At 49.0% G+C, this 26,980-nt stretch carries 22 protein-coding genes; 12 read left to right on the top strand and 10 right to left on the bottom strand.

Annotation, left to right across the window (positions count from 1 at the left end; genetic code table 11):
* The first annotated feature begins 209 nt into the window (after positions 1-209).
* The 4 genes from ACO0LG_RS21430 (at position 210) to ACO0LG_RS21415 (ending at position 5,132) form a co-directional block, all read left to right on the top strand.
* The gene (locus tag ACO0LG_RS21430; protein ID WP_422951193.1) at positions 210-602 is read left to right on the top strand and encodes a response regulator; all 393 of its coding nucleotides are present in this window, start codon (positions 210-212) and stop codon (positions 600-602) included.
* Entirely contained in the window at positions 603-2,246 is a 1,644-nt protein-coding gene (locus tag ACO0LG_RS21425; protein ID WP_423029590.1) for a diguanylate cyclase, read from the top strand.
* A 175-nt stretch (positions 2,247-2,421) separates the two neighbouring features.
* Positions 2,422-3,303, top strand: coding sequence for a phosphatidate cytidylyltransferase (locus tag ACO0LG_RS21420; protein ID WP_423029589.1), 882 nt, complete (start codon positions 2,422-2,424; stop codon positions 3,301-3,303).
* Between the two features lie 26 nt (positions 3,304-3,329).
* Positions 3,330-5,132, top strand: a complete 1,803-nt coding sequence (locus ACO0LG_RS21415; RefSeq protein ID WP_423029588.1) for a bifunctional alpha/beta hydrolase/class I SAM-dependent methyltransferase — start codon at positions 3,330-3,332, stop codon at positions 5,130-5,132.
* On the opposite strand, the gene ACO0LG_RS21410 is transcribed toward ACO0LG_RS21415, so the two are convergent.
* Together ACO0LG_RS21410 and ACO0LG_RS21405 are read right to left on the bottom strand one after the other, a co-directional pair.
* Positions 5,080-5,700: a CDP-alcohol phosphatidyltransferase family protein gene (locus tag ACO0LG_RS21410; protein WP_423029587.1), complete on the bottom strand. Its 621-nt coding sequence runs from the start codon at positions 5,698-5,700 to the stop codon at positions 5,080-5,082. The two genes, ACO0LG_RS21415 and ACO0LG_RS21410, sit on opposite strands and share 53 nt — an antisense overlap.
* Positions 5,697-6,890, bottom strand: a complete 1,194-nt coding sequence (locus ACO0LG_RS21405; protein ID WP_423029586.1) for a phosphatase PAP2 family protein — start codon at positions 6,888-6,890, stop codon at positions 5,697-5,699. Before ACO0LG_RS21405 ends, ACO0LG_RS21410 begins: the two co-directional genes overlap by 4 nt.
* Positions 6,891-6,931: 41 nt before the next feature.
* On the opposite strand from ACO0LG_RS21405, the gene ACO0LG_RS21400 reads away from it, so the two are divergent.
* Positions 6,932-8,029, top strand: a complete 1,098-nt coding sequence (locus tag ACO0LG_RS21400; protein WP_423029585.1) for a patatin-like phospholipase family protein — start codon at positions 6,932-6,934, stop codon at positions 8,027-8,029.
* A 2-nt stretch (positions 8,030-8,031) separates the two neighbouring features.
* Complete coding sequence (locus tag ACO0LG_RS21395; protein WP_423029584.1) at positions 8,032-8,763, top strand: SDR family NAD(P)-dependent oxidoreductase; 732 nt, start codon at positions 8,032-8,034, stop codon at positions 8,761-8,763.
* 226 nt (positions 8,764-8,989) lie between these two features.
* Here ACO0LG_RS21395 and parC read toward each other — a convergent pair whose 3' ends face one another.
* Both parC and ACO0LG_RS21385 read right to left on the bottom strand, forming a co-directional pair.
* Positions 8,990-11,317, bottom strand: a complete 2,328-nt coding sequence (gene parC / locus ACO0LG_RS21390) for a DNA topoisomerase IV subunit A (protein WP_423029583.1) — start codon at positions 11,315-11,317, stop codon at positions 8,990-8,992.
* A 51-nt stretch (positions 11,318-11,368) separates the two neighbouring features.
* Positions 11,369-13,360 (bottom strand): DNA topoisomerase IV subunit B, encoded by a 1,992-nt coding sequence (locus ACO0LG_RS21385; RefSeq protein ID WP_423029582.1) that lies wholly within the window; start codon positions 13,358-13,360, stop codon positions 11,369-11,371.
* Between the two features lie 150 nt (positions 13,361-13,510).
* Here ACO0LG_RS21385 and ACO0LG_RS21380 point away from each other — a divergent pair, with 150 nt between their 5' ends.
* Positions 13,511-14,338 (top strand): response regulator, encoded by an 828-nt coding sequence (locus ACO0LG_RS21380; RefSeq protein ID WP_423029581.1) that lies wholly within the window; start codon positions 13,511-13,513, stop codon positions 14,336-14,338.
* A gap of 106 nt (positions 14,339-14,444) precedes the next feature.
* Here ACO0LG_RS21380 and ACO0LG_RS21375 read toward each other — a convergent pair whose 3' ends face one another.
* Together ACO0LG_RS21375 and ACO0LG_RS21370 are read right to left on the bottom strand one after the other, a co-directional pair.
* Complete coding sequence (locus ACO0LG_RS21375; protein ID WP_423029580.1) at positions 14,445-15,614, bottom strand: vWA domain-containing protein; 1,170 nt, start codon at positions 15,612-15,614, stop codon at positions 14,445-14,447.
* Positions 15,615-15,655: 41 nt separating this feature from the next.
* Positions 15,656-16,225 carry a GNAT family N-acetyltransferase gene (locus ACO0LG_RS21370; RefSeq protein ID WP_423029579.1) on the bottom strand — a complete coding sequence of 190 codons (570 nt, stop codon included), beginning with the start codon at positions 16,223-16,225 and terminating at the stop codon, positions 15,656-15,658.
* 323 nt (positions 16,226-16,548) lie between these two features.
* On the opposite strand from ACO0LG_RS21370, the gene rpsT reads away from it, so the two are divergent.
* Together rpsT and ACO0LG_RS21360 are read left to right on the top strand one after the other, a co-directional pair.
* Entirely contained in the window at positions 16,549-16,812 is a 264-nt protein-coding gene (gene rpsT / locus ACO0LG_RS21365; RefSeq protein ID WP_423029578.1) for a 30S ribosomal protein S20, read from the top strand.
* A 234-nt stretch (positions 16,813-17,046) separates the two neighbouring features.
* Positions 17,047-17,277 carry a hypothetical protein gene (locus tag ACO0LG_RS21360; protein WP_423029577.1) on the top strand — a complete coding sequence of 77 codons (231 nt, stop codon included), beginning with the start codon at positions 17,047-17,049 and terminating at the stop codon, positions 17,275-17,277.
* A gap of 87 nt (positions 17,278-17,364) precedes the next feature.
* Here ACO0LG_RS21360 and ACO0LG_RS21355 read toward each other — a convergent pair whose 3' ends face one another.
* Positions 17,365-17,910 (bottom strand): pseudouridine synthase, encoded by a 546-nt coding sequence (locus ACO0LG_RS21355; protein ID WP_423029576.1) that lies wholly within the window; start codon positions 17,908-17,910, stop codon positions 17,365-17,367.
* Positions 17,911-18,295: 385 nt separating this feature from the next.
* Here ACO0LG_RS21355 and icd point away from each other — a divergent pair, with 385 nt between their 5' ends.
* The 3 genes from icd to ACO0LG_RS21340 all read left to right on the top strand — a co-directional run bounded on the left by icd (position 18,296) and on the right by ACO0LG_RS21340 (position 24,049).
* Positions 18,296-19,549 (top strand): NADP-dependent isocitrate dehydrogenase, encoded by a 1,254-nt coding sequence (gene icd / locus ACO0LG_RS21350; RefSeq protein WP_423029575.1) that lies wholly within the window; start codon positions 18,296-18,298, stop codon positions 19,547-19,549.
* Between the two features lie 358 nt (positions 19,550-19,907).
* Complete coding sequence (locus tag ACO0LG_RS21345) at positions 19,908-22,778, top strand: DUF3857 domain-containing protein (RefSeq protein ID WP_423029574.1); 2,871 nt, start codon at positions 19,908-19,910, stop codon at positions 22,776-22,778.
* Positions 22,779-22,840: 62 nt separating this feature from the next.
* The gene (locus ACO0LG_RS21340) at positions 22,841-24,049 is read left to right on the top strand and encodes a hypothetical protein (RefSeq protein WP_423029573.1); all 1,209 of its coding nucleotides are present in this window, start codon (positions 22,841-22,843) and stop codon (positions 24,047-24,049) included.
* A 175-nt stretch (positions 24,050-24,224) separates the two neighbouring features.
* On the opposite strand, the gene ACO0LG_RS21335 is transcribed toward ACO0LG_RS21340, so the two are convergent.
* From ACO0LG_RS21335 to ACO0LG_RS21325, 3 genes are all read right to left on the bottom strand, one after another.
* On the bottom strand, positions 24,225-24,902 hold the full coding sequence (locus ACO0LG_RS21335) for a response regulator transcription factor (RefSeq protein WP_423029572.1): 678 nt from the start codon (positions 24,900-24,902) through the stop codon (positions 24,225-24,227).
* On the bottom strand, positions 24,899-26,266 hold the full coding sequence (locus ACO0LG_RS21330; protein WP_423029571.1) for a cache domain-containing protein: 1,368 nt from the start codon (positions 26,264-26,266) through the stop codon (positions 24,899-24,901). Before ACO0LG_RS21330 ends, ACO0LG_RS21335 begins: the two co-directional genes overlap by 4 nt.
* A gap of 179 nt (positions 26,267-26,445) precedes the next feature.
* Positions 26,446-26,649 (bottom strand): cold-shock protein, encoded by a 204-nt coding sequence (locus ACO0LG_RS21325; RefSeq protein WP_110257373.1) that lies wholly within the window; start codon positions 26,647-26,649, stop codon positions 26,446-26,448.
* Between the last annotated feature and the right edge of the window lie 331 nt (positions 26,650-26,980).

Raw genomic sequence — 26,980 nt, 5'->3', positions numbered from 1 at the left:
GTTATTTTGAATGTTTGACGGCTAAATGAAAATTATTTCAAAAAATACATTTTACGTGGATGTAAAAGTAGGATTTACGCCCTGACTTGTTGTCGAGGACTATGTGCGTGATGATTATTCTGATAATGAACAGGATTTATTGTTGTTTTGCGAGTAATCTTGATTTATCCTGAAGCCATCTGTTTTATCTATCGCAATAAGGAGTAGTAATGACTTCTGCAACGCTCGCCAGCATTTTGTATGTTGAAGACGATGCTGATATACAAACCGTGGCTCAAATTGCTTTGGAAGTTGTCGGTGGTTTCAGTTTAAAAACCTGTAGTTCAGGGGCGCAAGCTATTGCTGAAGTCAATGCTGGCTTTGTCCCTGATTTGCTGCTGCTGGACGTCATGATGCCGAATATGGATGGCCCGACCACCCTGGCAGAGCTACGTAAATTACCAGGCACTGCTTCTACACCGGTTATCTTCATGACTGCCAAGGTGCAGTCATCCGAAATGGATTTTTATAAGTCGCTGGGCGCTATAGGCGTCATTGCAAAACCTTTTGACCCTATGGAACTGTCTATCCAGGTGCGAGGTTTATGGCAGGAGAAGGCTTAAATGTCTGACAAAAATGATAGCCTGCAAGAAAAATTGCTTGCTCTCGAAGCAATTTTTTTGCAAAAATTGCCGTCAAAGTTTGAAGAGATAACCAGTACCTTGCAAAAGGTTGTTGAATGTCCGGATGACAAAGAGTCCATGGTTGTCCTGCACCGACACCTGCATACCATGGCAGGTTCGGCGGGTACTTTTGGTTTTGCTGACATAGGTACGCAGGCCAGGGTATTTGAATCTACCTTAAAACCGCATCTTGCAGGAAAAGCCTGGGACCTGGCAGAATTACAAGCCTATTCGGAAGAAGTTAAGCGCTATTTTGAATATGCCTTGAAGCATGACACCAAGCCAATCAATGGTGTCGCAGAGAGCGTGCAGGAGGAGGAGCGCGAGCTTAGCGACCCCCATCTGATCTATCTGGTGGATGAGGACGAAGCGCAAAATCAGGAAATTACCACTCAGCTTGAGCATTTTGGCTATGAAGTGGTGCGCATCAATCATCTGGCTACGCTGGCAAAGGCGGTGGCTACCCGCAGACCACATGTCATCGTTATAGAACTGAGTTTCCCTGAGGGCAAGGTCGCTGGTGCTGAAGAAATTTCGCGTATCAAGCAGATAGAGCGTTTTCGCATTCCCACCGTGTTCGTATCCCGTTCCAGCAGCTTTGATTCGCGCTTGCTGGCTGTGCGCGCCAGTGGTGACGGCTATTTCACCAAGCCTGTCGATGTTGTTGCGCTGACTGAACGCATAGAATCCCTGCTGCAACTCGATGAAAACAAAGGTTATCGCGTGCTTATCATTGATGATGATGCCGTGACGTCCAAGTTTTACGGCGCAATCCTGCGTGATGCTGGCATGAATGTCTATCTGCTCAATGACCCTACGCAGATATTGACAGTGATGACGGATTTTCGTCCTGAATTGCTGCTCATGGATATTTATATGCCAGTCTGCAGTGGTGTTGAACTCTCGCGCCTGATCAGGCAAGATAATTCTTATGTCGATGTGCCCATCGTATTTCTATCCAGTGAAGCAGACCTTAGCAAACAGCTTGATGCAGTCAGGGCAGGCGCGGATGACTTCATTACCAAGCCGGTAGCGCCTGAATACCTGAAATCTTCGATTGCTTCCAGGGCTGAACGCTACCGTTCCTTGCGCGCACTGATTATGCGTGATGGTCTGACAGGCTTGTTCAATCATACGGCGATCAAGGAACAACTGGCGTCCGAGATTTCCCAGGCGGGCCGCACTGGTTCGCCGTTGGCCCTGGCGATGATAGACCTGGATAATTTTAAAACGATCAATGACACTTACGGCCATCCTGCTGGTGACCAGGTCTTGCGTACCCTGGCAAGACTATTGCGCCAGCGCTTGCGTCGCAGCGATATTGTTGGCCGTTATGGTGGCGAAGAGTTTGCCGTGATTTTCCCTGATACCAATGCCAGCACGGCGCGCCGCGTTCTTGATCAGGTCAGGCTGGCCTTCACCAAGATACAGCAACATTGCGAGGGCGGACATTTTTCGGTCAGTTTTTCTGGCGGCGTGGCCGATCTTGAATCTAGCCTTGATGCTGATGAATTATTCGATATTGCAGATGCCGCCATGTATGTGTCGAAGCAGGAAGGGCGCAATCGCATCAGTCTGGCTTGAACTTGACTAGTGTTTACAACAAGCTTCCTTGAGGTGAAATGAATTTCAGGCAGCTTGTTTTTTTGTGCCATGGTTTAATGGCCTTCTTGTTTCTTATGCTTACATATTGAAAAAGCAAGGGCAGACAAAGTTCGGTGTACACTTGAGCATCTTTACTGTTGTTTCAGGTTGCTTAGTGTTTTCAAAATTACTTCTCGGCAATTCGACCTTGGCTGCCATGTTGATGCTCTACCTGCTGCTGGCGTTTGCGAGTGTTGGTGTAGGCAGGCATAGCTCACCCGAAAGCCAGTTGCGCAAACAAGTGAATGCCTGGTGGTTTATTTTTCCTGTGGTCAGCCTCAGCCTGTTTTTATATCCACTGGGGCCATTGATGATGGCCTTGCTCATCGTATTGCTGGCAGTGCGCGAATTGTCCCTGCACTATACTGGCCCCCGTTGGCGCTTCCTGCTGCCTTGCTTTATATTGGTAGCGTTGCAGATGGGCTTGCAATATGTGGACAGTTTTGATTCCAGCCTGATCTTGCCTGTCTTATTGTGCCTGCAGGCGCTGCAGTTTTTTATCTGGCGACAACGCAATCATTTACTTCTCATGCTGTTTTTGCTGCTCTGCTATGGCCTGAGCTTCATGCTGAATTTATTGACGCTGCCATTTTCAAATGAAGTCAGGCTGGCCTGGTTTTTTTACCTGTTTGTCGTTACTGCCCTCAACGATATTGCTCAGTTTGTCAGCGGGAAAATTTTTGGCAAGCAAACTATCGCCCCCACTATCAGTCCGAATAAAACCGTGCAAGGGTTGATGGGTGGCGTTGTGATTTCTATGCTGGTGTCAGCTGCACTGGGCGTGTACTTGCATCTGGCCAGCCTCACTTACCTGCTGTTGATGGGCATTTTACTATCCCTGGGTGGTTTTGCCGGTGACCTGATTTTTTCAGCTGCTAAGCGCTACTTGAAGATCAAGGATTTTTCTGAGTTGATACCCGGGCATGGCGGCATACTGGACAGGGTAGATAGCCTGGTACTGACCGCACCCTTGCTGTATCTGGGATTGCTATTTTGAAGAAAAGAATTTAATAAGGACTATGCATGACAACAGAATTGCAAACGAAATGGCTATGCAGTGAATCCGGCTTTGACAGCCATGACAGTACCCGCTTGTTTTATCGCGTCTGGCAACCGTTGGCTATTCCCGCAGATCAGCCTCAAAAAGCCCTGATATTTTTACATCGTGGCCATGAGCATTCTGGCCGTATAGGCCCATTGGTAGAGCAATTTGGTTTTACTCAGGACTGGGCTTTTGCCTGGGATGCACGCGGCCATGGCAATTCGCCAGGTGAACGCGGTGATGCACCTGATTTCCAAACCATGGTGCGTGATTTTGACAGCTTCATCAATCATATCCATCAGACCTACGGTATCGCCAAAGAAGACATGCTCATTGTGGCAAACAGTGTGGGTGCCGTGATTGCCGCAACCTGGCTGCATGACTATGCGCCGCGTGTGCGTGGTGTGATCATGGCGGCGGCTGCATTTGATATCAATCTGTATGTGCCGCTGGCCAAGCCGGCTCTGCGCTTTGCTACTTGTTTTAAACCCGACTTGTTTGTCACCAGCTATATACGCTCCTCCATGCTCACGCATTCTGTAGAGCAGGCCAAGACTTATGACGCCGACCCGTTGATTACCAAGAATATTTCTGCTCGTGTTTTACTCGATCTTGCAGATACCGCAAAGCGGGTAGTGCAGGATGCCCAGGCGATCGATGCACCCGTGCTGATGCTGGTCGCTGACAAGGATTATGTCGTCAAGCAGGCGCCGCAAAAGCAATTTTTTGAGAGCATCTCTTCGACACTGAAACGCTATGTACTCATACAAAACTGCCATCACGCGATTTTTTACGAGAGCGAAAGCCAGGTGCAGCAAGCCATACAGGCAGCAAAAGATTTTATCAATGAATGTTATGCCAAAGAGCTGTTACCCCTGCCGCATTACTTTAAGGCAGATACCTTAAGCCAGAGTGCGCGCCAATACCAGGCATTGCAACAAGGCAAATTGGGTGGTGCGTTGGAAAACGCTTTTTACGGCATGCAAAAATTCATGCTCGGTCACTTGGGCAGACTCAGCAATGGCATGACGATAGGTTTGCAACACGGTTTTGATTCCGGCGCATCACTCGATTATGTCTATCGCAACCAGGCAGGTGGCCGTTTGCTGATAGGCGGCATGATAGACCGTGGTTATCTGGATGCGATAGGTTGGCGCGGTATACGCCAACGTAAGGCACAAATGCAGCAGACTTTGTCTGACTTGATACAGCAATACCCGGCGGACCAGCCTCTGCGCATACTAGATATTGCTGCTGGAGGTGGTCGCTATGTACTGGAAACCATCAAGCGCTTCCAGAACCGCAATATAGAAATCAGCCTGCGCGACTTTGACCAGGCCAATCTGGATCAGGCCAAATTGCTGGCAGAGCGTTTGCAGTTAAAAAACAAGACCAGCTACCAATGCCGCGATGCCTTTGCCGCGACCAGTTATCCGGTAGAAGAAGATACCTATGACATCGTCATCGTCTCTGGTTTGTACGAGCTGTTCAGTGACAATGTGCTGGTACTGGCATCCCTGCGTGGCATTCAGCAGCAATTGAAAATGGGTGGTCACCTGGTATACACCGGCCAGCCATGGCATCCGCAGTTATTGATGATCGCCAAGACCCTGAATAGCCATCGCGGCCAGTCATGGCAAATGCGCCCACGTCCACAGGCAGAAATGGATGCCCTGGTCGCCAGCATCGGTTGCAAAAAAATTGCTACTCAACTCGGTATAGCGGGGATATTTACGGTGTCGGTGGCGCAGCGCGATGCGGCAGTGCCCGTTTTATCCGATTGAGCAAAGTCCAGAACAAGAGCAGCAGGACGATGAGCAACACGGCATTCAGCCAGATCGCTGGTAGCTGAAATGCTACCAGCAGGGCCAGCAAACCAAAGGCAAAAGCGCGGTCGCTTTTACCCATGGGGCCATCAAAGCGGCGTTTTGAACCTGCCAGCAAGGCTGCAACTCCTGCAAACTCTGTCAACAGTGCCAGCATGGCTACCGTAATCAGCAAAGGTACTTGTATCCCCGTTACCAGGGCAAAAGGCAAGACCAGGGCAGCATCTGAAACCTGATCGCCAAGCTCATTGAGGATGGCTCCAAATGCAGTTTTTTGCTGGGTGAAGTTGGCCAGCATGCCATCTATCGCATTCAGCGCCATGCGCACGAACATAAAGACCGGCAGGCCCAGCCACAAGCTTTTATTCTGCGGACAACAAGCCAGCGCAATGCCGTAGGCGATGGACAAAACCATCGCCAGCAAAGTTACCTGATTTGGCGTGATATGTCGTTTCGCCAGGCCAGCCAGCAAAGGTTGCAGCAATTGCTGGAAGCGCGGCTTCAGTTGGTAAATAGAAAAACTCATGGTTTGCTGTTTGTTCCTTGTGACATATACAGTTTGGCCAGCAATATACATCTGCTATAACCCATGGCGCAATGCAGGTAAACTGTTTTGCCCGATTCAATTTCCTGGCGCATGTATTGCAAAATTTCATCGCTCACCTGTTTGCCCGGCTTGAGCAGATCGAGCAGAGGAAAATGTCTATAAGCGTGCTTGCGCAAGGCAGGCGTTTCGCTGAGTTCATTTGCCAGGTCGATGATGCTGCAATCTGGCGGTAGTTGTTTTGCCTCCCGGCTACTGAGGCGGCGCCCCACCCAGAGTTGATCTGTCAATTTGATGATGACGGGTTTGCGCCTCTCACGCCAGACAACGGCCATCCAGGTAAGCTGGTAACCGAGCAAATAAGGGGCATACATGAACCATATCCACCACGGATATTGCCCCTGTTTTTTATGCAGGAAGTGAACATCGTTACGATAATAAGCCAGGCTGACCAGGGCAAGACCGCATGCTATATACAAAGCCAGCCAGCTATGGGCAAAGATGAAGCCTGTGATAAAAAATATGCTGGCAAATATCAGGTAATAAAACGCCACATGTGGTTCTGCTCTTTTCGGTTTGATAAAGACGAGGCAAAACAATCCCAGCAAACTGCCGCCCAGCACATCCAGCAAATGGTGTTGATAAGTGAATACCGTCGAGGCAGTTGTGAGAAGTAACCATGTAGCCAGCGCCATGCGCAGCGGCCTTGTGCGGACATGCTCGCGCAAGGCGCTCCAGAATAACAGGCAGTAAGCAACATGCAGCGAGGGTAATTGATTATATGGTTTATCCATTAGTGCCAGATAATCATATAAATATGCACACCATGTAGAGGAGATGGCAGGCCTGGGCCAACTGAATTGCAGAGGGTAGAGCACGAAGATGAAGGCCGCAATGACTGTTGCCAGTAACAGGCGCTGGCTGAGCAGGCGTAATTGATCCTGGCTGCGCACTACAAAGAATGTCAGGCAAAAAAACAGGCCTGAACTGAGGTAGGGCAGTATCATCCATTGCAAAAACGGGATGCCAGCCTCAAATGACAGGGCAGCGTGCCTTACCACTCCTTGCTGTTGCGCCAGCATATTGGCTGCCAGATAGCACAAGCCAAACGCCAGTGAATTCAGCAACCAGTGACGCAAGCGGTGTTGCACAGTTGCAGGAGTGGATGGCATTTGATATATGTTTAGCCTTAACAGTGTGATATTTTAGCAGGATGAATCAAGTTAAAAAATATAAACGCTGCATGGTATTGGCGGGTGGTGGATTTCGTTTTGGTATTTACCTGGGAATGTACGCAGCCGCCTGCGAAGCTGGCCGTGCGCCAGATATACTGCTGGCCAGCTGCGGCGGCGCGATTGCGGCAAGCATCATTGCCGGGTTTCCTGACGATGCGCAACGCAAGGCATGGTTAAGCTCTGAAGAAATGTATCATTACTGGAGCGGCTTGAAATCGTCTCCCAGAGCAGGCATCGTCCGCGCCTTGGCCTTGGCCGCCAAACGCGGTTTTGGCCGTGACTCTGCCAGCACCATACCTGACCTATTCAATGAATACCTGTTTGAAATCCCGGCCGATCTGCCCTTGCCACGATTGGCGGCAAGCGAGCAGTCAGTAGCGACTGCCATCATCGGTGGCAAATTGCTGTTTGATGAAAACGAAGTCGGCCAAGCCCGTGGCCAGCGCAAATTATTTGCAGAAACCGTGTTTTGTGATCCAAGAACTGCAGCGCTGCTGGACGGTATGGCTTCGCCACTGGCAGATCAGCGTTGGGGTGAGCATGCCATTTCAGAGCAGTTATTGTGCGATGTACAAACGCCAACGAGTCTGGCTGCACGTATTTCTATCACCGACATGTTTTATTTCCGCTGTCATACTCATACTGATGGCAATTATTTTGGTGGCGTTCTGGACTTGTTCCCCATAGAGATCGCCAAGCGCCTGGCCGATGAAGTCATGATGGAATTCAAGCAAAGCTTTGACCAGGCTTTTTCCATCCCTGCATGGCGTACGGTATTGGGTCTCGATGGCAATGCGCGCTTGCGCTATGCAAATGGCCAGGCAGTTGATGTCCGTATCGATACGTCCGATGTGGCGACGGTATTGGCCAAGGAATCGGTACAAAAGAAACTGGACTGGCGCAATAACCGCATACGCCTGAGCATGCCAGAAACCCATGCTACCTATGCTGCCTATATGGAAGCCCAATGGCAATATGGTTATGCACGCGGCATGGAAGCCTTTACCCGTCAAGCTGCGTATGACGAAGCTGCCATGATACGCAGCAGCGACAAATACAGCCGGGGCATGGCCTGAGCATGAAGAGCATTATGGTCATAGGCGGCACCAGTGGCATGGGCCTGGCCCTGGCGCGCCACTATCTGCAGTGCGGTGACCGGGTCGCTGTCTGCGGACGAGACGTGCAGCGCCTGCCAGCTGACGTGCATGGTCTGGCTGGTATAGTCAGCTACCAGTTAGATATTGCCGACCGTGCTACCCTGTCGCAAGCCATCGATGACTTTGCTGGGGAGGGCTTGGACATGCTCATCGTTACCGCCGGTATTTATTACAATACCCGCAGCCATTTACTCGATGAGGCTGCCACCCTGCATATGCTGCGCACCAATGTCAGTGGCCTGAGCCATGCGTTTGAACTGGCAACCGAAAAAATGCTGCTGCAAAAGTCCGGGCAACTGGTGGCCATCTCATCGGTTGCGGGTTTGCTGCATGATTATCCCGGCGCGTCCGTCTATAGCGCGACCAAGCGCAGTGTCTTGAGTTTGTGCGATACCTACCGTATTGCACTCAAGCCTTTTTGCATTGCCGTGACAGCGATAGTGCCTGGCTATATCGATACCGAAAAACTGCGGGCTTTGAATGAGGGCGACGCCAGCCATAAACCTTTTATCATGACTGAGCAAAAGGCGGCGGCCTTGATTGTAGAGGCTATTGCCGCACGGTGCGACAGGCTGGTGTTTCCGTGGCAGATGAAATGGCTGATTACGGCATTGAATTTGTTGCCTAGGTGGGTCTTGAAGTTGAGGAAGTAAGAGTGTCGTATGCTGAATTCTTGCGTTTCAAATGACGGCAATCTTACAGACGTCATTCCGGCATGATTTTGGCTGGAATCCAGCGACGTTTGTAATACAACAAGTGAAATTCTTTTGATATTCAATTTAAGCAGCTTGCAATGAAAAATCGTCCATGACACTCAGGTCATGGACGATTTTTTAATGTCACATTCAGCGAATACTACTGATCAAACGCAAACAGCTATTACTCTTTTGCCGTAATTTTCTGCAAGCCACTAGCCTTGATCCTGGCTTCCAGTGCTTTACCTTTACGCGCACGTTTGCCGATGTGGATGCCTAGGCCAGTTGCGCTGAGATTGACTTCCTGAGGTTTGCCACCTCGGCCTATACCAAGCACGCGCACGCCGCGTTGGCTGATGGCCTGGGCTGACAAGAGACTTTCCTTGTCTTCCAGTTCCATCAAGATCACGCCACGGCCACCGCTGGAGAGTTGCTTGATTTCTGCCAGACCAAAGACCAGTAAGCGGCCTTTTTCTGACAGGCAGGCAATCGCGCTGGCGTCGTCAGTGACTACGGCTGGCGGCAATGGCTGGTCAGCTTCTTCCAGTGTCATGAACGCTTTGCCGGCTTTCATGCGGCCTACCATGTCACCGACTTTTGCCGTAAAACCATAGCCAGCAGTCGATGACAGCAACAGATTGATGTCGGCGCTGCCAGCAAAGTAATGCAAAATCTTGCTGCCAGCGGCCAGGTCGATCAGGGTAGTGATAGGCACACCATCGCCACGGGCACCGGGCAGGGCAGACACAGCGACAGAATACACGCGGCCATTCGAGCCAAACACCAGCATTTGGTCTATCGTGCGGCATTCAAAGGTGCCATACAGGCTGTCGCCCGCTTTAAAAGTGAACTGGCCATTGTCATGGCCATGACCGGTACGTGCACGTACCCAGCCTTTTTCGGAGATGACTACCGTGACCGGTTCATCGATGACCTTTTGTTCTATCGATGCTTTGGCGGCTTCTTCAATGACAGTGCGGCGGGCATCGCCAAATTGTTTGGCATCAGCTTCGATTTCCTTGATGAGCATGCGCTTCATTGAAGAAGGGTTTTCAAGCAAGTCATGCAGGCCCGCTTTTTCTTTACGCAATTCGTCAAGTTGCTGCTGGATCTTGATAGATTCCAGGCGAGCCAACTGACGCAAGCGGATTTCGAGGATGTCTTCGGCCTGGATATCTGACAGCTTGAACGCGGTGATAAGTGCCGGCTTGGGATCATCAGATTCACGGATGATGCGTATGACTTCATCAATATTCAGCAAGACCGCTTCACGGCCTTCGAGGATATGAATGCGGTCATCGACCTTCTTGAGGCGAAACTGGGTGCGGCGTGTGACGGTGGTAAAGCGGAAGGCTATCCATTCACTGAGAATGTCGAGCAAACCTTTCTGGCGTGGACGGCCATCGCCACCTATCATCACCAGGTTGATCGATGCCGAGGTTTCCAGTGAAGTATGTGCCAGCAGCATTTGCATGAACTCGGCCTGGTCCTGATTCTTGGATTTTGGTTCCAGCACCAGGCGCACAGGCGCATCCTTGCCGGATTCATCGCGCACCGTATCGAGTACAGACAAGATGACCTGTTTCAATGCCACCTGTTCTGGTGACAGCGTCTTTTTGCCTAACTTGATCTTGGGGTTGGTCAGCTCGTCGATTTCTTCCAGCACTTTTTGTGACGACGTACCAGGCGGTAATTCAGTGACCACAGCTTGCCACTGGCCGCGCGCCATCTCTTCTATCTTCCAGCGTGCACGCACTTTCATGCTGCCACGGCCAGTCGCATACATATCGGCGATAGTGGATGTGGGCGTAATGATTTGCCCGCCACCAGGGAAGTCGGGGCCGGGGATATATTCCATTAACTCGGCATGCTTCATGGCCGGGTTACGTATCAGGGCAACGGCGGCCTTGGCGACTTCAGTCAGGTTGTGCGAAGGGATTTCTGTCGCCAGTCCGACTGCAATACCGGATGCACCATTCAGCAAGACGAAGGGCAGGCGGCTCGGCAGCAGCTTGGGTTCTTCGGTAGTACCATCATAGTTCGGCTGGAAATCGACCGTACCCTGATCAATTTCATCCATCAGCAATCTGGCGATCGGTGTCAGGCGTGCTTCGGTATAGCGCATGGCCGCAGCGCCGTCACCATCGCGTGAACCGAAGTTACCCTGACCATCAATCAGTGGATAGCGCAAGGAGAAATCCTGCGCCATGCGCACCAGCGCGTCATAGACGGATTGGTCGCCATGTGGATGCAGCTTACCGAGTACGTCACCCACAACGGCGGCAGACTTACGTGGCTTGGCAGCAGAGTTCAGGCCCAGCTCATTCATCGCATACAAAATGCGACGCTGTACCGGTTTTTGACCGTCACAAACATCAGGCAGGGCGCGACCTTTGACAACCGAGATGGCGTAGTCAAGATAGGCGCGTTCAGCAAAGGTCGCCAGGGTCAAGGTTTCACCATCGCCTGGTGGCGGTGGGGTTTGATCAAATAAATTCGCTTGTTCGCTCATGATTCTATTCGTATTTTTCGTATTCTTTTATGGTCTGTAAGGTCAGATATTTTATATGTCAGCTTCAACAGCATTGCCATGCTCTTCTATCCAGGCACGGCGGGCGGCGGCTTCACCTTTACCCATCAGCATATTGAAACGGCCTTCAGAGAAGGCCTGATCAAACTCACCTAGCGAGACTGGCAATAGACGGCGTGTGTCCGGGTTCATGGTGGTTTCCCATAACTGGCCGGCATTCATTTCACCCAGACCTTTGAAGCGGGAAATCGCCCATGCGCCATCTTTGACACCATCCTTGCGCAATTTGTCTTCAATGGCGATGAGCTCACCAGCATCCAACGCATAGATTTTCTGCGCTGGCTTTTTGCCACGAGCAGGCGCATCAACGCGGAACAGGGGCGGGCGCGCTACGCAGATATGACCACGCGCAATCAGTTGCGGGAAATGGCGAAAAAATAGTGTCAACAACAAAACCTGAATGTGCGAGCCATCAACGTCAGCATCAGAAAGTATGCAAATTTTGCCGTAGCGCAGATTGGTAAAGTCAACGATCTCATTCATGCCATGCGGGTCTACCCCGATAGCGACAGCGATATCATGAATCTCGTTATTGGCAAACAGGCGGTCGCGTTCTGCTTCCCATGAGTTCAAGACCTTGCCGCGCAAGGGTAAAATCGCCTGGAATTCTTTGTCTCGGCCCATCTTGGCAGAACCACCCGCAGAATCACCCTCGACTAGGAAAATTTCGTTGCGGGCAATATCATTCGATTCGCAATCCGTCAGCTTGCCTGGCAAGACGGCAACGCCTGAAGATTTTTTCTTTTCCACTTTCTGGGCAGAACGCAGGCGCGATTGTGCTTGCTTGATGACCAGTTCAGCCAGTTTCTTGCCGTATTCAACGTGGGAATTCAACCACAGTTCCAGCGGTGGCTTGGTGAAAGATGACACAAGACGCACGGCATCGCGTGAATTCAGCTTTTCCTTGATCTGCCCCTGGAATTGCGGGTCCAGCACCTTGGCTGACAAGACGAACGATACGCGCGCAAATACGTCTTCTGGCAAGAGCTTGACGCCCTTTGGTAGCAAGGAGTGCATCTCGGCAAAACTCTTCACGGCCCCAAACAGGCCTTCACGCAAGCCAGATTCATGCGTACCACCTGCAGGAGTAGGAATGAGGTTGACATAGGATTCGCGGACGACATTGCCTTCTTCAGTCCATGCCACTACCCAGGATGCTCCTTCGCCTTCAGCAAAGCCGTCACTGTCGGAATTGGCAAATTGCTCACCTTCAAACAAGGGGATCAGAGGTTCTCCGTGGGAAGACTGGGCTAAAGCTTCAGTCAAATAGCCACGCAGGCCTTGGTCATATTGCCAGGTCTGGCTTTCACCGGTTTTGGCGTTGGTCAGTGTGACCTTGACGCCCGGCAGCAACACTGCCTTTGAGCGCAACAGGCGCTGTAATTCGCTTTGCGGAATATTGGCGCTGTCAAAATACTTGGCATCGGGCCAGATGGTGACGCGCGTACCGCTCTTCTTATCACCGCGCGTCAGAGGCTGGCTACGCAGCGGTTCGATGACATCGCCATGGGCAAAAGTCAGTTGGTGCAGGCCAGCTTCGCGCCACACCGTGATTTCCAGGCGTTTGGACAGGGCATTGGTGACAGACACACCCACGCCATGCAAGCCACCAGAGAAGGCGTAGGCACCACCAGAACCTTTGTCAAATTTGCCACCAGCATGCAGACGGGTAAACACGATTTCCACAGTCGGCACGCCTTCTTCTGGGTGCAAGCCGACTGGAATGCCACGACCATCATCCTCTACGGTGATACTGGTATCAGCATTGATGGTCACCAGAATATTTTTACAATGCCCGCCCAGCGCCTCATCCGAGGCATTGTCGATGACCTCTTGTATGATGTGCAGGGGGTTTTCGGTGCGGGTATACATCCCCGGTCTTTGTTTGACCGGCTCCAGGCCTTTGAGTACTCGGATGGATGATTCGCTATAGTCAGACGGAGAAGTATTTTTTTTAGTGGCCATGCGAATGAAAATCTGTTGTTTTGGTTAATTTTTTGATGATGTTTTGCAATTTTTTTGCGAGGCTGTCAGAATTAAGCTGTATTCTTGCAGCGTTTTTGCAGCTATTGTAGCTGCAATGATCGAAGCTGCAATGTGTAAGATGGAAAAACGATGCCAACAAAAACTCCAACGATCGCGATCCGACTGTTTGGATTTTCTCCAAAAGAGGAAGAAACCTTCTCAACCGTTCTTGCTGTTCTCCGCGAGAAGGGTTATCGCTATCTGGTATTAAAAGCCGGTAGTCTACAAGATCCTGACATTCATATTGTCAACGCAGAGGATTTAAAAGCACTGGCGACACTGTCGGACCTCAATCTGGGCGGAGCGCAGCCAGTATTGCTCATTGGTAAGACCAATGTCAATTTACATTACCAGTCCATGCCACGCCCTATACGCTGGCGTAAACTGTTTGATGTACTGGACGAATTAATCGACCGCCGCCAGCTCTTGCTGACGACGTTAAGCGCCTTCGGCGAAGTAGCCGTGCCTGAACGTCGTCGCCGAGAGCGCCTTGACCTTGACCTGACCGACCCCAGCGAATATCAAAAGATGCGCAGGCCCAGCGTACCCAAGGGCGGCATCATGATCGTCGACAAGGACATGCGTTTTCGCGAATATGTCGCCATGATCATGGATAAATATGGCATTACCGTGACACTGGCAACAGATGAGCGCAGCGCTTTGATGCTTGATAAAAATAATCGCCATGCCATGACGATGATTAATTCTTCTACGCCAGATATTGATCCTTATCGCCTGTGTTCTGAATTGAAAAAGCAAAATACAGACCGCAGGACAACAGTGATCTTTTTGGTCGATAAGAGTTTTAATTATAAAGTTGTAAATGGGCAACAGGCAGGGTGTGAAGGGTTCTTGACCAAGCCTTTGTCCAGGAAACAGGTTTTGTCGACGATACAGAAGTTTTTGCACCTGCGATGAAAGTAGTGCAAGACATATCGTTGCTTATTACTTAATCCCCATGTCAATGAAGTGATGAAAACAAGCTTTGCCTGCTCAGCCTGGCAAGGCTTGTTTTCGGTTGCCCTTATTTACTTAGCAACCTCATCCCCCGCTCCAAACCCTCTATCGTCACAGGAAACATGCGGTTACTCATAATCTGCTTGATGACAGATATAGATTGCCGGTATTGCCACAGCCCTTCAGGCTCGGGATTGAGCCAGATGTATTTCGGGAAAGCAGAGGTAAAGCGTTGCAGCCAGGTCGCCCCAGCTTCTTCATTGTTGTATTCGACAGAACCACCAGCCTGCAGTATTTCATAGGGACTCATAGTGGCGTCGCCGACGAAGATGACCTTGGTGTCAGGTGTGTATTTGCGCAAGACATCCCAAGTCGGGAATTTTTCTGCATGGCGGCGGCGGTTGTTTTTCCAAAGGTAGTCATAGACACAATTGTGGAAATAAAAGAATTCCATGTTTTTGAATTCTGTCTTGGCCGCAGAGAATAATTCTTCAGTCTGGGCGATGTGGTCGTCCATGGTGCCGCCTACGTCCAGCAGCATGAGTACTTTGATATTATTCTTGCGTTCAGGTTGCATCTTGATGTCGAGGTAGCCGGCATTGTTCGCGGTGGCCTTGATGGTAGCATCGAGTGCCAATTCTTCTTCTGCACCATGACGTGCGAACTTGCGCAAGCGGCGCAGGGCGACTTTGATGTTACGGGTGCCAAGTTCGCGCTCGGCGTCATAGTCGCGGAAGGCGCGTGCTTCCCACACCTTGACAGCGCTGCGGCCACCGCCTTTGCCACCTATGCGTATGCCTTCGGGGTTGGTGCCGCCATTGCCAAAGGGGGAGGTGCCGCCTGTGCCTATCCATTTACTGCCACCTTCGTGGCGTTCTTTTTGTTCTTTGAGTAATTCTTGTAATCTGTCCATCAGCTTGTCATAGCCAAATTTCTCTATGGCGGCTTTTTGTTCATCGCTCAAATCACGCTCTATGCGCTTCATGAGCCAGTCCAGCGGAATGTCAGGGCGCTTTTCAAAAATCGTGTCTATGCCTTTGAAGTACAGGCCAAAGGCTTTGTCGAATTTGTCGTAATGCGCTTCATCCTTGACCATGATGGTGCGCGATAAAAAATAAAAGTCGTCAAGTGACATGCTGATCAAGCCTTTTTCCATGGCTTCCAGCAGCATCAGGAATTCCTTGATGGATACCGGGATCTTGGCGTCTTTCAGGGTAAAGAAAAAATCGATCAGCACTTGTCATTCTCCATTCGCTTACTAGTATTGCGCTTCGTACATTACGCTTCGTATTTGGTCTGCATATATTGCAAATTCTTTTTCACACCCGCCCATTCAGAATGAAGGATGCTGTATACCACCGTATCACGGATGCGGCCATCAGGCAAAATCATGTGATTGCGCAAGACGCCGTCACGCTTGGCGCCGAGACGTTCTATCGCTGCTTGTGAGCGGCGGTTGAACCAGTCTGTGCGGAACTCAACGGCGATGCAGCCAAATTCTTCAAAGGCATGGCCCAGTAACAGCAACTTGCACTCGGTGTTCACCGGGCTGCGCTGCACACGCTGCGCATACCAGGTGTAGCCAATTTCCAGACGTTTGTTATTGATATCCATATTACAGTATCTGGTGGCGCCGACTATCTGGCCAGTTGCATTTTCACGGACGACAAAAGGGAGAGCTTTTTGCTGTTGTTGCATGTCCAGGGCGATATGTAGCCAGTTCTGGGTATTATCGGGAGAGGGGACTGAGGTAAAAAATAGCTTCCATAAGTCACCATCAACTGCGGCGGCCTGGATATCTGCCAGGTGATGCTGTTGCAGCGGCTCCAGAGTGACGTGTTTTCCCATTAAAGTAATAGCGTTACAGTGCATGTTCATCCTTGTAATTGTGGTGTCGGCAGAGAAATGGCATTGGTAGTACAATCTGAATATTGGCTAGTTTTGCATCCCCACGCTCAGGCGCATAGATACAGTCCTGCAGATTTTGAGCATGACAGTTGCGTAAATTTCGATGAAACAGCAGAAATATATCTGCCTGTTGCAAGAATCAACAGGAAAGCTTGCTATCAAAAATAAATCCGGTTATACTGCAAAGCTGTATAGAATTTTGCGGCGTGGCATTTGAATCAAATGTTTTGACCTCGTCGCTTTGACCACGTTTAGGAAATCTCATGGCAAATACCGCACAAGCACGCAAACGTGCTCGTCAAGCAGTTAAACTGAATGCACACAACTCCAGCCAGCGCTCTACGCTGCGCACAGCGATCAAAGCTGTTCGTAAAGCAATCGAAGCTGGTGATAAAGCTGCTGCAGCAACAATTTTCCAAACCTCCGTATCGGTTATCGACCGTATCGCTGACAAGAAAATCATTCACAAAAACAAGGCAGCTCGCCATAAGAGCCGCCTGGCATCTGCTTTGAAAGCACTGGCTTAATTTAAGCCGGCTTCTAAAGCTGTAATTCAGTATTATTGTACTGAAGCCTGAAGTGAAAAAAGCCGCAATTTATTGCGGCTTTTGTTTTTTTTCTATCCTGTCTATCCTGTAAATGCTTCTGTAAATTTACATTGCGGCTTGGCGTAAATAAAACTGGGGGCAGATAATTTTGGACGTAAAAAAAGGCAGGTGGTAAGCCTGCCTTGATCCTGTCCTGGAAAGGGGCAGAATTACATGGATGCAGAAGCGGATGCAGATGCGGCTTTAGCTTTTTTAGCTTTCTTCGCTTTTTTAGCTGGTTTGGAAGCTTCAGTAGAAGCAGCAGCGGATGCTGAAGGAGCAGGTGCCTGGGCGAAAGCAGCAGAAGCAAACAGACCTACGACCAGAGCGGCGATCAATTTTTTCATTTTGGTGTCCTTCATAAAGTATTGGTTAAGAGCGATTCAGTTGAATCAAGGCAAATAACGCGGCCAGGGAATGGCGCGTTGACAAGAATTCTAATTAATTTATAAGGTTTATGGATTTTTTTCTGAATTTCTGTGCAAACATTATTTAAATTTTAACTTCTTGCCATTCACCGGGTAGTAAAGGGTGGGTTTCCAACGAATACCCACCTATGCTGATGCGCACCAGGCGCAAGGTTGGCAAACCAACTGCTGCCGTCATGCGCCTGACCTGGCGATTCTTCCCTTCTGACAAAGTCAGACTTAACCAGCTCGTTGGTATCGTGGCCCTGTCACGCACTGGCGGATTGCGCGGCCACAGCCATTCAGGTGGATATATGTGTTTGGCGACGCAGGGTTGGGTCACGAAATCACCCAGGTCCAAAGGCTGACGCAGTTTTTCCAGTGCTTCGCGTGTGGGTGTGCCCTCGACTTGCACCAGATAAGTTTTTGGCTGTTTGTGACCGGGATGGCTGATACGGTTTTGTAGCTGGCCGTCATCAGTCAGTAATATCAGTCCCTCACTATCTGCATCAAGCCTGCCAGCGGGATAGATATGCGGTATCTTGATATGGTCAGCCAGGGTCGGGCGGCTGGGATGTGCCGAAAACTGGCACATCACATTAAATGGTTTGTTAAGTAAAATCAGTTTCATGGCAATATGGTAACCGTAAAATACAATGAAATGAGGAGTTTGCTGAGGATTGTCCGGTAGCCAGGCCCGCTCTGACTGACACCTCGTCACGCTGAAAGAAATGGCTGATGAAATGCTTTTAATCCCGCCAGGCTGCAAGCTTCATGGGCGGGATTGTCGTGAAGCTTGCCATTTTGTATTTTTAATAGTGTAGTACGTGAGAACCGAAGCCTGTAAGAGGCCAGCAAAGCTGACAAACTGATGGCATACGGTAAAATAGTAGTGCATAATACGAAAAGATGGTCTTGTGTCTTATAGAAGAGTGATTACTCTACAAAATATAAACACGCAAGGCAGATGATGAGAAAAGCGTGACCCGCTTGATCGCCCAACTACGGAGAAAACGATGTATCAACATATTCAAGTACCTGCTGAAGGTAAACAAATTACCGTCAATGCTGATTTTTCATTGAATGTTCCTGACAATCCTATCATCCCATTCATCGAAGGTGATGGTACTGGCGTTGATATCAGCCCGGTCATGATCAAGGTCGTTGATGCGGCCGTAGCAAAAGCCTATGGCGGCAAACGCAAAATCAGCTGGATGGAAATCTATGCGGGCGAAAAATCGACGAAAGTATATGGCCCTGATGTCTGGTTGCCAGAAGAAACACTGAAAGTCTTGAAAGACTACGTAGTTTCCATCAAAGGTCCGTTGACTACGCCAGTTGGTGGCGGCATCCGTTCCTTGAACGTGGCCTTGCGTCAAGAGTTGGATTTGTATGTTTGCCTGCGCCCAGTGCGTTATTTCAAAGGCGTGCCATCTCCAGTGCGTGAGCCAGAAAAAACAGACATGGTCATCTTCCGTGAAAATTCTGAAGATATCTATGCTGGTATCGAATTCGCTGAAGGCTCTGAGCAGGTTAAAAAACTGATCAAGTTCCTGACTGAAGAAATGGGCGTCAAGAAAATCCGTTTCCCAGAAACTTCTGGTATCGGCGTCAAACCAGTGTCCCGCGAAGGTACAGAACGTCTGGTACGCAAAGCCATCCAGTACGCAATCGACAATGACAAGCCATCTGTGACTATCGTCCACAAAGGCAACATCATGAAGTACACCGAAGGCGGCTTCCGCGATTGGGCATATGCTTTGGCGCAAAAAGAATTCGGCGCTGAACTGATCGACGGTGGCCCATGGTGCAAATTCAAGAATCCAAGAACAGGTAAAGAAATCACCGTCAAGGATTCTATCGCTGATGCATTCTTGCAGCAAATCCTGTTGCGTCCGGCAGAATACAGCGTTATCGCTACACTGAACCTGAACGGCGACTATATCTCTGACGCGCTGGCAGCTCAGGTTGGTGGTATCGGTATTGCTCCAGGTGCTAACTTGTCTGACTCTATCGCGATGTTTGAAGCAACTCACGGTACGGCACCTAAGTATGCTGGTAAAGATTATGTGAACCCAGGTTCCCTGATCTTGTCCGCAGAAATGATGTTGCGCCACATGGGCTGGCTGGAAGCTGCTGATCTGTTGATCAGCGCAACAGAAAAAGCCATCACAGCCAAGAAAGTTACTTATGACTTCGCTCGTTTGATGGAAGGCGCTACACAAGTGTCTTGCTCTGGTTTTGGCGATGTCATGATTGAAAACATGTAAATTTGATTCTTTTATTCTGGCTTAAAGAAATTTAGTCAGATACAAAGAGACAGTTAAAGCCCTCTGTTTTAAGACAGGGGGCTTTTTCTTTTGTGACGGGGCTATTTTTTGTTGTGCAACTCGGCAATTTCGAAGCGTTTCTTCTGTAGAGTTTTACCAAAGAGACATTTCATTCTGATAAAATCAAGAAGAAAAACAAATCTCGAAGTTGATTTTCAAGGCAGGATAGTGTGTTGGATCATTGCTTCGAGACCCGGATACGACCGTTCTGGTCTGTGTTCACATGGCTTTTGATGGAAGGATGCTATTCACTTTCTTGATCATGAATTCAAGCGAGTGATACCTTCTTTGCATATTTATGACGCCATTTACGACACAAGCCCCATCTGAGTTGATCAAATTGATCAGACTGACTAAAAAATATGACAGCACCTTCCTCGTGCACATTTGTCTGTTTTTGTTAGCCTGGATGTGTTGCAGTTCTGCATCCGCTGACCAAGCAGAGGGACAGGCAAATGTCAAATTACAAGACTTCCAGCGATTTGAAAAAAACCTGACGCGTAGCGAGGCGGTGCCTGCCTGGGTGGATCAGGATAATGGCCGGCAAATCGCCGATACCAATACTGCCGCGCCCATAGTCGTGCGTCTATCTGACGTTCAGATTTTTGTCGACAAACAAGCAACGACGTATGTGCATCGCATGATGCAAGCGAATGAAGCATCAATGCTGACGCAAGTGGGCCGGATTGAAATTTCATTTCACCCTGAATATCAAAAAGTGGGTTTGCACAGTATCAAGGTGATACGGGGTAGCCAGATATTTGACAAGACCAATACAGCAGATATCCGCTATCTGCAAATGGAAAGCGAACTGGATTCAGGTATCTTCACCGGTTCAGTCACTGCGTCCATCGTTATTGAAGATATCCGTGTTGGTGACATTGTTGATGTTGCCTATTCTACGACAGGCCAGAACCCGGTTTTTGACGGAAATTTTTTCCAGTCGATGGTATGGGACAATGTCTATCCCGTTTTACGCAAGCGCATACGTCTTAGTTCTCCTATCAGCAGGCCCATCAAATACCGCCTTCTCGGTCAGGGTGATGGCAATATCCAGATCAAAGAAGAGCAGGCCGCAGGCCGGAAAATGATTACTTTTTCGGCGGAACAATTAAAAGCCATAGAATTTGAACCCTATGTTCCCCGTGATGTATTCCAGTTCAGATTCGTACAGTTTTCTGAATTTTCACAATGGAGTCAAGTCAATCAGTGGGCACAATCCCTGTTCGATGTGAATACCGCGAGTGTTGAGGTCGACAAGGTGGTAGCCAGTTTGCGTGGTGTTGCCAACACAGATGAAACTGTCCAGCGGGCTTTGGCCTATGTGCAGTCCGAGATACGCTACCTGTCGATTTCAATCGGTGAGAATTCTCATAAACCTTTTGCGCCTGAAGTAGTGTTGGCGCGACGGTATGGTGATTGCAAGGATAAGTCTTTACTGCTGGCCACGCTTTTACGCAAACTGGGTATAGAAGCTTCCCCTGTATTAATTTCTGCATCTAATCCAGCAATGCCGACAAAAATGTTGCCAACGCCTATGGCATTTGATCATGCAATTGTCAGGGCAAAGGTCAATGGCAAATTATATTATCTCGATCCTACCAGGGCAGCCCAATATGGCCCACTGGTGAATATGGGACAGGCACATGAGGGGGCGCAAGTACTCGTCATCCAAAAGGACACGTACGATCTGACAGGCATCCCAAAGAACGAAGACGGCACACCCACAGTGACAGGCCGGTTGGAGACAGTACGTTTGGAAAAACTGGATGGCGTGGCGGAGTTTCAGGTGACCCATCAATATGCAGGGATAGATGCAGAGCATGCGCGTTTTTATCTCGCCAGACAAAGTAAGGAGCAGTTAAAGAATAACTATATTGCATCGGTCTTGCGACGCTACCCAAACGCAGAGCTGAAGTCTGGCCCAACCGTCACCGACAATCGCCAGGCAAATACGCTTAATATTGAATTGAATTTTCAGATACCGGCGATGCTGACCAAGAATTCCATAGGCTGGCAAATGCGTTATCAGGCTTCAAATATGCGTGAGCGTTTCTTCTTGCCAGAAAATCCCAAGCGTAAGCAGCCTTTGACAACACCTACGCAACCGCCACTACTACGCTATGAGCTGGAAGTTATTTTGCCAGAAGAGGTAAATGCCAACTATAACCCATCGACGGCTAAAATCGAGAACGCTGCATTCCAGGCAAATGAAGTGCTAACTTTCAAGAAAAATGTCTTCAGGGCTTCTGTTGAACTACGTAGTTTGAAAGACCGTGTCCAGCCACAAGAAGTAGTTGATTTTATGGCTGACACGCGTAAGGTCAGTGCCATGCTGGAAGGTTCTGTGCAAATACGCAGCACTGATGTGAAGGTGCTTGCTGACCGCAAACAGCCGGATGTGGCACTGCCTGTCAGGCAAAAAATCAAAGAGCAACTTGAAGATAGTATCCGCAACAAATCCAGGCAAATCAATGAAGCGCGGGCAAACGGCAATCATCCCGGTGTCGCTTTGTGTGAGCGCGGCCTGGCGTATGCAAAGCTGGGGCGCAAGTCTGAAGCCAGCACAGATCTGCAGGCTATTCAAAAAGAGGGTATGGATACCCAGGAGTATCTGCGTTGCCGGGCAAAAATCTACTTCGCCATTGGCGACTTCAAGAATAGTGAAAGTGAAAGTGCCCGGTTTCTGGCCCAGGGCAGGACTGATAGCGATGTGTCGATGCTGCGTGGCATGTCTTTATACGCCTTGGGTAAATGGCGCGAAGCTGCTGAAAGCTTTACTTCTTCCGCAGAGCAAAGCAGCTCCACAGAACTTAAATTACGCGCCAGCATCATGCGTCACCTCGCACTCAGGCGCCAAAATCCGCAAGCCAGCTTGCCAGCTGCAATTTATGATGGTGACGACTGGCTCAATGCCATGCTCGCAGCGACCATGATAAGCGGCAAACCTGAAGAGCAGGTTTTGCAGCAGGTGCATAAGCATACCGGAGACGAACTTGATGCAGCTTTGGCAGAAGCTTATTTCTATATTGGACAATTAAATGTTGTGAATGGAAACAAGCTCAAAACCCTGGTCTACACGCAGCGTTCAGTTGAAAAAAATATTTTGACCGGGGAATATCGTCCCCTGGCGGAGTACGAAGTAGAGCGTTTGAAAAAAATCAAATAAAAAATCAAATAAAAAATATAAATTGAATGAGGGAGTAGTAAATGTTTGTGGTTCGATTTTTGATGGCCCTGCTGCTGGCAGGTGTGACTTTAGTAGCGGGTGCTGCGGGGATACCGATAAGCAACCCCGCGAAAGTGGATGACATGCAGCAAATCGTGCGTATCATCGGTTTTGATCAAAGTATACAAACTGCAATTCGCCGGGATGTTGAAAATACCAACACCACCAAACCAGAAGCGTATCTGGATGTGGACGTATTTATGCGCCCGTTTACTGTTGATGCAATCAATCTCCATGTCTCTACAGTCATGGCGAAATATTTGTCAAACGACTATGCGCAAAAGCTTTTGAAAGAATTACCCAAGCCTGCGGGCAGAAATTCTACGCGTATCGCCCAGTTTGAAATGAACCAGAACACAGATGTGGCAAGGCGAGAATTCAAGAAACTGAGCCCGGCAGATCAAAAATCTGTCAATGAATTCCGCACTTCGCCGACTTACCTGAGTTTGCTCAATGCGCTGACTAATAGTCTGGAAGAACGCAAGGAAATGCTGGGTAACTGGTCAAGAGAAGAATTGCAGGGCCGGGTACAGTCTGCGCGCAAAGTGATTGCCGAATTAATGGAGCGCGGGTTAAAAGCTGAAAAAGAAGAAAATCCTGATAACCTTAATTTGTCAGACCGTATTCCACTCACGGGCCTACGCTCATTTGACCAGGAATCACGCCTGACACTGAATTATCTCAGGGCAAACCTCAAACAGAATTTGCAATTTTCTGAAGAGTTGAAAACACTGCAGCTTGACAAGGTTTTGTTACCACTGAGTTTGACTACTCGTCAGGGACTGGAGAATAGCAATTTATCGATTCTGGCAACAGAGACGATGTTTGATAATAATTCCAAGCGTTTTGATAGTTTGCGGGCAGCATATACAACGGCACTCGAAAAAATTGCCATGCCCGCTCAAAAAAGAGAAGAGCTTGCAATAAGTAACCGGAATTCCATGGAAAGAATTCTTGATTTTCGGTTGCGACGTAACGAGCACTTGCGAACCTACATTGAATTGGTCAAGCAAATCTTGAGCCTTTGTGAAAATCGCTTTGGAAAAATCAAGTTTGAAGCGAATTCATTGATGTTTGAAAATGATCAGGACATGAATCAATATAATGCAATGATTAAGCAAATCAATATTGAAATTGGAGCCTTACACGATTTAGACAAAGAGGATTGGGATTATCGCAATCGTTCATTGGAAACTTTCAAGAAGAAATAAGACCAGGACTCACACAAAATTGCTCCAGCAAAGCGTAGCGACGAAGACAGTACTTTAGTAAGGCGAGGAGCCGCAACGCAGCTTGGGCAGTTTTGCGTAAGTCCTAAAGACAAAAAGCCAGCCTGCTGGCTTTTTACCAGGTGCAGCCAGATTGTTTGCTGCGATGGGCTAATTTTTATGCAATCACATTATTTAATGCATAACGTATTAAATCAGCCTGACCTTCAATATTGAGCTTGCGTTTGATATTGAGCCTGTGTGTTTCCACAGTCCTGACACTAAGGCCCAGTTCCTTGGCGATATGCTTGTTGGACTTGCCGGTGGCGATGCATGACAAGATAGATTTTTCTCGTTGCGTCAGTACCTCATGGCTTTCGTTGATCGTGGTTTGTTTTTTCAAGCCAGAACTGAAATAGGTCCCGCCAGCGACAACGTTATCAATTGCCTCGATAATTTCTACTGCAGGTGCATCTTTTAGTACATAAGCACGGGCCCCTGCCTGCATGGACTGGTTCACGTATTCAGTTTTTTCGTGCATGGACAACATGATGACGGCAATGTCGGGGTAATCGTTTTTGAATCTGGCTGTGAGGCTGATGCCATTTCCTGTGCCGAGGTTGATATCCATCAGGATGAGGTCTACAGGCTTGCTGGCGGCGATTGCCAGTGCTTCCTCTGTGGTGCCCGCCTCACCAGCGATTTTGATGCTGGCGATGGTTTCCAGCCTTGCCCTGAGCCCGTCCCTGACCAGCGGGTGATCATCCACCAGTAATAAATGTATTTGCCGCGTTGGCTGGACCGGGAGTTGATCGGTGACGTGATCGACCACCTGATCAGTCATATGATCAATCATTTGTTGTCTCCGTTGGGTATGCGCGCTGTCACTGTGGTGCCGCTGGTACCTGATTGTAATTCCAAACTGCCATTGATCGCTGCCAGGCGTTCGCGCATATTGCTCATCCCTATGCCGCGGTGCGGGTGGTTGGCCACTCCCTTGATGTCGAATCCGCCGCCATCGTCCGCGATAACGAGATTGACAGATTCGGCATCGCTGAGTAATTGCACGCGGACATGGCTGACTTGCTGGGCATGCTTATGGATATTTGTCAGTGCTTCTTGCGCTACCCGGAACAAGACCGTGTTGCTGATTTCATCCAGTACATGAAAATCTCCGGCGGCATGGAAGCTGACTGGCAAGCCGCTGGCATTTTCAAATTCATCTGCCAGATGCTCAAAGGCAGCAACCAGGCCCAGGTCATCCAGCAGGGCGGGGCGCAGGTTGTGCGAGATACGTCTGACTTCGCTGAGTGCTTTATTCAATTGATCAGTAGCGCGGGCAAAGGACAGTTTGGCTGCCTCGGGCCCTGCCGATGCCTGGCTGAGTTTGACCATCCCAGATTCTATTTGCAGTTTGACCGAGACCAGCAATTGACTCAGACCATCATGCAAGTCACGCGATAGCCTGGCTCGTTCATCTTCCTGTGAGCTGACTATGCTTTGCGCGAGTACCTTGAGCTTGGCTTCGGCCAGACGTGATTCAGTGATATTCAGGGCCAGACCAGACAAGGCGATCAGTAGCGCACTGATGATGGCGATGCCAGCGATCCATGACATCGTGCTTTGTATGTTTTTCGCCACTTGTATGTCAATTTTATTGAGGGCACTATCAACATCATCAAGGTAAATGCCGGTACCCATCATCCAGCCCCATTTCTCTAACTGTATGACATAACCCAGTTTTGGCATGACCTTTTGCATCGATGGTTTTTCCCACATATAGCGTATGGCACCGCCACCTGATTTGGCTTTATTGATCAGATCCTGAATGGTGAAATTGCCCTGTGGGTCTGTCATGCCCCATAAATTCTTGCCGACCAGGTCAGTCTGGCGTGGGTGCATAAGGTTTTTGCCTTGCATGTCGTAGATGTAAAAATAACCATCATCACCAAAATCCAGGGCAGCCAGGATTTTTTTTGCCTCTTCCAGCGTGGCAGGGCTTTGCTGTTTGCCGTTATACAGATGGGAAATCGCCGCTGCGCCCAGCGTGACATAATGCTTCAGTTCGGCTTCCTTGCTGGCGATGTAGGCTTGCTCTACCGTGCTTCTTTGTTGCTTGGCCAAAAAAGTGGCTTGATAAAACACCGCCAATGCAATACCGGCGAATGCCAATAGCAGGGGAGCAACCGCCAACAAGATGATTTTATGCCTGAGCTTCATGTGGAAAATCTGGGCCTGCGTTCTCTAAAGGCATCTACTGTAGCCTTGAACTCACTGAAAGCAAAATTTAATAATTTGATGGATGAGGAATGGCGGGAAGGGCAAAATCGAGAAGGATGAAAAAAAGCCCCGCAATTGCGGGGCTTTTTAAAAAACCAAAATCAGTGACGAATCTAAGATTAAGGGTTTTGGATGTTAGAAGCTTGCTTGCCTTTAGGGCCTTGCGTGACTTCGAACGAAACTTTTTGACCTTCTTTCAGGGTCTTGAAGCCGTTCATCTGGATTGCGGAAAAGTGGGCGAACAAATCCTCACCACCGTCATCCGGAGTGATAAAGCCGAAACCTTTGGAATCATTGAACCACTTGACGGTACCTGTTGCCATAATGCATCTTTCAAATAAAAACTAATCACACGAGCCGTAAAAGCAAGAAACCTAGCACTACGCTACCTCCCCCTTGACCTGCTCACTTCATATTGACGATTTACTACTTTATTTGTCAATAAATATCATTCTTGGCGGAAAAAAAGCTAAAGTCAAGAAACTTCTGGTTACATATGGCCTAGTTTTGCAGTACTGTTGTATTTTTACTTAATGACAAGAAAATACTGTTGTATTTGGCATAGAGAAATAGTTTTGCTGTTGAAACTTGATCTAAAGGAATTGATCACCATCTGCGAGGAAAGCAGAAAACGCGTAACATTGACTAGCGAGA

It is taken from the genome of Undibacterium sp. Ji42W, assembly GCF_049340405.1.
Classification (GTDB): Bacteria; Pseudomonadota; Gammaproteobacteria; order Burkholderiales; family Burkholderiaceae_D; genus Undibacterium.
The sequence above is the reverse complement of the archived record's forward strand: the minus strand, read 5'-3'. Positions and strand labels throughout refer to the sequence as shown.